Here is a 6,023-nt window from a genome sequence, read left to right on the forward strand (position 1 = left end):
GCGTGGGCCGCGGACCGGACCCGCGCCGCGGCCCACGCCGCGGCCCGCGCGGCGGCTGATCGTGCGGGGAGGGCGCCCGGTGAGCCCGTACCGCCCGTCGCCGGCCGCCGCCTCCATCCCGGCCGCGCGCCGCGCTGCCCACCGGCCCGGCGCCCGGTGACCGCGGGAGCGGCCGGGGCGCCGGAGGTCGTGGTCGTCGGGGGCGGGGCCGCCGGGCTCAGCCTGGCGCACCGGCTGGTCGAGACCGGGGCCGCCCGCGTCACCGTGGTGGAACCCCCGGATGGTCCCGTGCGCCCGGCCGAGCGGACCTGGTGCTATTGGGACGAGGGCCACGACGGCCTGGGCGCCGCCGTGACCGCCGCCTGGCCCCTGCTGCGGGTGCACGGCCGCGACGGCACCGCCCTCACCGTCGACCCGGCCCCCGCGACCTACCGCATGGTGCGCTCCTCGGCGTTCGAGCGGCTGGTGCACGCCCGTGTGGAGCAGGCCCCCGGCGGGCGGGTGCTGCGGGCCACGGCCGACACCGTGCGCGACGTCCCCGGGGGCGCGGAGGTCCGCTGCACGGCACCCGGCGGCCGGGCCCTGACGCTGCGCGCCCGGTACGTGTTCGACTCACGGCCGCTGCCCGCCCTGCCCGCCGCCCGCACCCAGCTGCTGCAGCACTTCCGCGGCTGGTTCGTGCGCACCGACCGCGAGCGGTTCGACCCCGGCGTCGCCGACCTGATGGACTTCCGGGTGCCGCAGCCCCGGCACGGGCTCGCCTTCGGGTACGTCCTCCCGCTGGCCGCGGACCGGGCCCTCGTCGAGTACACCGAGTTCTCCCGCGCCCCGCTGACCACCGAGGCGTACGAGGCCGCGCTCGGCCACTACGCCCGGGACGTGTTGCGGCTGGGCGGGTTCGAGGTCGAGTCGGCCGAGCAGGGCGTCATCCCCATGACCGACGGGCGCTTCGCGCGCCGCACCGGCCGGTCCGTCTTCCGCATCGGAACCGCGGGCGGCGCCACCCGCCCCGCCACCGGCTACACCTTCGCCGCCGTCCAGCGGCACAGCCGGGCCGTCGCCGCCGCCCTGCGCGACGGCCGCGACGCCGTGCCCCCGCCCCACGGCCGGCGGGCGCTGGCCATGGACGCGGTACTGCTGCGCGCCCTGGACACCGGGCGCGTCGACGGCCCGGACTTCTTCACCGGCCTGTTCCGCCGGACGCCCGCGCACCGCCTGCTGCGCTTCCTCGACGGCGCGACCTCGCTCCGGGAGGAATGGGGCATCGGACTGCGCACCCCCGTGGGGCCGATGCTGCGCACCGCGCTCGAAGTGCCCTTCCTGCCCCGCCGAACCCATCCCCTCCCAGGAACCGGAGTAAGCCACCGATGACCCTGCTGCGCGACCACGACCTGGCACGCGCCTTCGACCACGCGTCCCGCACCTACGACCGGCTCACGGCCCTCAACCCCGGCTACCGCACCGACCTGCTCCGCTCGGCGCGCCGGCTGCGCCTGCCCGACGACGGGGCCGGGCTGCACGTGCTCGACCTCGGATGCGGCACCGGCGCCTCCACCCGGGCCCTGCTGCGGGCCGCGCCCCGGGCGCGCATCACCGCCGTGGACGCCTCCGGCGGCATGCTGCGGCAGGCCCTGGCCGAACCGTGGCCCGACCGGGTGCGGTTCCTGCACCTGAGCGCCGAGGAACTGCCGACCGCCGGCGAAGGCCCCTTCGACGCGGTCTTCGCCGCCTACCTCTTCCGCAACGTCACCGACCCCGACGCGGTGCTGCACTCGGTGCGGACCCTGCTGAAGCCGGGCGGGCGGCTGGCCGTGCACGAGTACAGCCTCGGCGGCTCACCGGCGCAGCGGGCGCTGTGGACGGCCGTCTGCCAGGGGTTCGTCATCCCGGCGGGCACCCTCACCGGCGACCGGGCCCTGTACCGGCACCTGTGGCACAGCGTCCTCGACTTCGACGCCGCCCCCGACTTCACCGGCCGGCTGACCCGCGCCGGCTTCGCGGACGCCCGCGCCCTGCCCCTGGCCGGGTGGCAGACCGGCATCACCCACACCTTCGTGGCCCGCAACGGCCCCGTCCCGGCCGCCGCCGGGCCGGCCCGGCAGAGCTTCGCCGGCACGGCCGCGGCACCCGTTCCCACCGTGGAGGCCGGCCGATGACCACCCGGACCGCACACACCGCCGCCCGCCGCGGCCGGGACCGCAAGGCCGAGGTGCTGAGGCCCGCCCCCGGCCGGGACCGCTTCGCGCCGGGGGACGCGCCGTCCGTCGCCGTGGTGGGCGGCGGCATCGCCGGCCTCGCCGCCGCCACCGGACTGGCCGAACGCGGCGCCCGCGTCACCCTCTACGAACGGGAGGAGTCCCTCGGCGGCCGCCTCGCCGGGCAGCGCACCCGGCTCGCGGACGGTTCCGAGGTGACCATGACCCGCGGCTTCCACGCGTTCTTCCGCCAGTACTACAACCTGCGCGGCCTGCTGCGCCGGACCGATCCCGGCCTGGACCGGCTCACCCCGCTGCCCGACTACCCCCTGCGGCACAGCGGCGGGCTCACCGACAGCTTCGCCCGCGTCCCGCGCACCCCGCCGCTCAGCGCGCTCGGGTTCGTCGCCCTCAGCCCCACCTTCGGCTGGCGCGACCTGACCTCCATGGACGCCCGTGCGGCGCTGCCGCTGCTGGACGTCCGCGTGCCGGAGGTGTACGAGCGGTTCGACCGGGTCAGCGCGACCGGGTTCCTGCAGGGCGTGCGCTTCCCCGAGGCCGCGCACCACCTGGCCTTCGAAGTGTTCTCGCGCAGCTTCTTCGCCGACCCGCGCGAACTGTCCGCCGCCGAGCTGATGCTGATGTTCCACATCTACTTCCTCGGCTCCTCCGAGGGGCTGCTGTTCGACGTGCCCGACGAGCCCTTCCCGCAGGCCCTGTGGGAGCCGCTCGGCGACTACCTCGAGCGCCTGGGCACCGACATCCGCACCGGCACGGCCGTCCACGGCGTCGACCCCCTCGACGGCGAGGGCGGGGCCGAGGTGCGCACGGACGCGGGAACCGGCCGGTACGACGCGGTGGTGCTCGCCCTGGACACCGGAGGGCTGCGGGGCACCGTCGCCGCCTCGCCCGGCCTGGGCACCGCCCCCTGGCGCGCGGACATCGACGCGCTGCGCACCGCCCCGCCGTTCCTCGTCTCCCGGTTCTGGCTGGACCGGGCCGTACGGCCCGACCGCCCCGGCTTCCTCGGCACCAGCGGCTACGAGGGCCTGGACAACATCAGCGTTCTGGAGCGCTACGAGGGCGAGGCCGCCCGCTGGGCCGCGCGCACCGGGGGCTCGGTGGTGGAACTGCACGGCTACGCCGTCCCCGAGGGAGCGGACTGGGAGAAGGTGCAGGACGAACTGCTCGCCCAGTTGCGGCGGGTGTACCCGGAGACGAGCCGGGCGCGGGTCGTCGACGTCCGGCACGAGTGGCGCGCGGACTGCCCGATGTTCACCGCCGGCACCCACCACCGCCGCCCCACGGTCACGACCCCGCACCCGTGGCTCACGCTGGCCGGCGACGGCCTGCGCTGCGACCTGCCCGTGGCCCTCATGGAACGCGCCGCCACCACCGGCTTCCTGGCCTCCAACGAGCTGCTCGCCCGCTGGGGCGTGCGCGGACAGGTCCTGTGGACGGTCCCGCGCGCGGGCCGCTCCCCGGCGCTGCGCGCCCTCGGCGCCCTCGCCGGCCGGCGCCCCTGAGAAGACCGCGCCCCCGGCCCGTCCGCCGGACGGGCCCGGTCCGCCGGGTGGGCCCGGGCAGCCGGACGGTGCCGGACCGCCCGACGGGCCCGGGTCACGGAGGCGGGTCCTGGTCGGCCTGACGGGCCCGGGCCGAGTGGCCCGGGCCCGTCAGGCGGTGCCGTACTTGCCGGGTGCGCCGCTCGCACCCGTCCGGCGGGGTTCTTCCAGCCGGGAGCGCCGCTCGGGCAGGTCGGCCGGGCGGCGCTCCGGGGTGCCGCTCAGCCCGGGAAGCGGCCCGTGCTGCGCAGCTCCCAGCGCCTCTCCGCGTAGGCCAGGTCGTCGCGCCACAGGCGTCCCGCGGTGTGCCGCATCAGGGGGCGCAGGGCGGGGGCCGCGGCCCGGGCCAGGGCGAAGCCGCGCCGCTCGGAGGTGGCGATCACCGCCTCCACCACGGCCGTGCGCGGCCGCTCGTCGCCCGCCCGGGTCAGCGGCGTGGCGTGGGTCTCCACCACCGAGGAGGCGCCCTCGCCGTCGGTGATCCGCATGACGACCGTGCGCGGCTCCGGAGCGGTGAACTCCGCCCGCACGGGCACCACCAGACGTCCCGCCACCCGGAAGGACACGTCGACGACGAACGCGTCGTCCTCCTCGCCCTCCGGCTCGCGGACGACCTGCAGGTCGACGAAGGAGTACGGGTGGAACCACGAGCCGTGCCACGGGTCGAGCCGGTTGGCCACCACGTCCTGCGGTTCGCACCGGCCGACCCCGGTGTACACGGAGTCCACCGCGCCGGGCGCCTCGGGACGCGGCGGGATCACGGGCCGCTCCGACGGCTCCTCCCCGCCGAGCGCGTCCAGCCGCACCCACACCAGCACCCCGTCGTCGTGGACCGGGAACGGCTGCCAGCCCGCCGTCGGCGAACCGTCCAGCGCGAGCCCGTGCCAGTGGCACACCAGCGTGCCGCACACCACCCGGCTGTCCCGCAGCGGCGCACCCAGGTGCGGGCAGGCCCCCGGACCCGCGCGCAGCTCACCGGAGTCCGAGCGCCACAGCACGACCTCGACGCCGCCGATCGTCCGGCCGCGGGGGCCGCCCCCGGGGCGCACGTCCCGCGAGGCGCCGGCCACGAACCAGTTGCCGGAGGGCCGCGCGGAGGCCCGCTTCAGCGCGTCGGCGATCAGGCCGGGCCGCGCCGCCCGCCAGGTCGGGGCCTGCTCCGCCCACCTCGGCCCGTTGCGCCGCCGCAGCGGCGGCGTCCAGCGTGTCCTGCCCGCCCGGTCATCCATGGCCCGGCTCCTTCCGCTCCAGTACGACGGTTCCGGCCGCCGGGCGCGCCGAGCGGGCGCGCCGGCGCGCGGCGGCCACCCGCACGATCCCGGCCGCCGCGGTCGCCGCCCGCCGGGGGCGGGAGACGACGGCACGGCGGTGCAGCACGGTGTACCCCTGCCGGGCGATCGCGTCCAGGATGCCGCCGTACAGCGTGAAGGCCGCCCGGATGCAGGGCCGCACCCGGGGGTCGAGCATCGCGATGCCCGGCTCCGCCTCCCGGTAGACGTCCCGGGTCATCTCCTCGGCCGCCACGAACGCGGCCCGGATGCGCGGGTCCTGCCCGCCGGTGCGCCGGCTCCACTCCAGCAGCGGCCGGTCCACGCCGTGCGCGGCGAGCAGGTCCGCCGGCAGGTACACCCGGCCGCGGTCCAGGTCCTCGCCCACGTCCCGCAGGAAGTTGGTCAGCTGGAACGCCACACCCAGGGCCGCCGCGTGCGGTGCGGCCTCCTCGCGGGGCACGACCGTGCCGAGCACGGGCAGCATCTGCAGGCCGATCACCGCGGCCGAGCCGTGCATGTACGCCCGCAGGTCGGCGTAGGTGGGGTAGTCGGTGACGGTCAGGTCCGAGCGCATCGAGGCGAGGAAGTCCTCGAACAGCGGCACCTCGATGCCGTACCGGTCGGCGGTGTCGGCCACCGCCCGCACCACGGGCTGGTCCCCGCCGCCGGTGCGCAGCGCGTGCGCGAGGTCGCCCTCCAGCCGCTTCAGCGCCAGGTCGCGCTCCTCGGGGGTGCGCCCGCGGTCCAGGTCGTCGACGATGTCGTCGGCCCAGCGGGCGAAGCCGTACAGCGCGTGCACGGCCGAGCGGCGCTCCAGCGGCAGCAGGCGCGTGGCCAGGAAGTAGGTGCGCCCGTAGCGGGCGTTGAGCTCCCGGCACCGGGTGTAGTCGGCGCGCAGGCCGGGGTCGGTGATCCCGGCGGCGTCCAGTTCACGACGGGTCATGGGCTCCTGCTCCGGTCGGAGTGGACGGGAGATCCGCCGCGGCGGATCT

5 protein-coding genes are annotated in these 6,023 nt (G+C 77.4%); 3 read left to right on the forward strand and 2 right to left on the reverse strand.

Features of this window, described 5'->3' with window-relative positions; genetic code table 11:
- Nucleotides 1-156 precede the first annotated feature (156 nt).
- The 3 genes from CCN29_RS20895 to CCN29_RS20905 are packed head-to-tail and all read left to right on the forward strand — an operon-like array spanning nt 157 to nt 3,721.
- Nucleotides 157-1,371, forward strand: a complete 1,215-nt coding sequence (locus CCN29_RS20895; protein ID WP_086683676.1) for a lycopene cyclase family protein — start codon at nt 157-159, stop codon at nt 1,369-1,371.
- On the forward strand, nt 1,368-2,156 hold the full coding sequence (locus tag CCN29_RS20900) for a class I SAM-dependent methyltransferase (RefSeq protein ID WP_086683664.1): 789 nt from the start codon (nt 1,368-1,370) through the stop codon (nt 2,154-2,156). Before CCN29_RS20895 ends, CCN29_RS20900 begins: the two co-directional genes overlap by 4 nt.
- Nucleotides 2,153-3,721 carry an FAD-dependent oxidoreductase gene (locus tag CCN29_RS20905; protein WP_086683667.1) on the forward strand — a complete coding sequence of 523 codons (1,569 nt, stop codon included), beginning with the start codon at nt 2,153-2,155 and terminating at the stop codon, nt 3,719-3,721. Before CCN29_RS20900 ends, CCN29_RS20905 begins: the two co-directional genes overlap by 4 nt.
- Before the next feature lie 260 nt (nt 3,722-3,981).
- Here CCN29_RS20905 and CCN29_RS20915 read toward each other — a convergent pair whose 3' ends face one another.
- Nucleotides 3,982-4,989: a DUF5914 domain-containing protein gene (locus CCN29_RS20915; RefSeq protein ID WP_086683670.1), complete on the reverse strand. Its 1,008-nt coding sequence runs from the start codon at nt 4,987-4,989 to the stop codon at nt 3,982-3,984.
- Complete coding sequence (locus tag CCN29_RS20920; protein ID WP_086683673.1) at nt 4,982-5,974, reverse strand: phytoene/squalene synthase family protein; 993 nt, start codon at nt 5,972-5,974, stop codon at nt 4,982-4,984. Before CCN29_RS20920 ends, CCN29_RS20915 begins: the two co-directional genes overlap by 8 nt.
- Between the last annotated feature and the right edge of the window lie 49 nt (nt 5,975-6,023).

Source organism: Streptomyces pseudogriseolus, from assembly GCA_002154585.1.
GTDB lineage: Bacteria > Actinomycetota > Actinomycetes > Streptomycetales > Streptomycetaceae > Streptomyces > Streptomyces pseudogriseolus.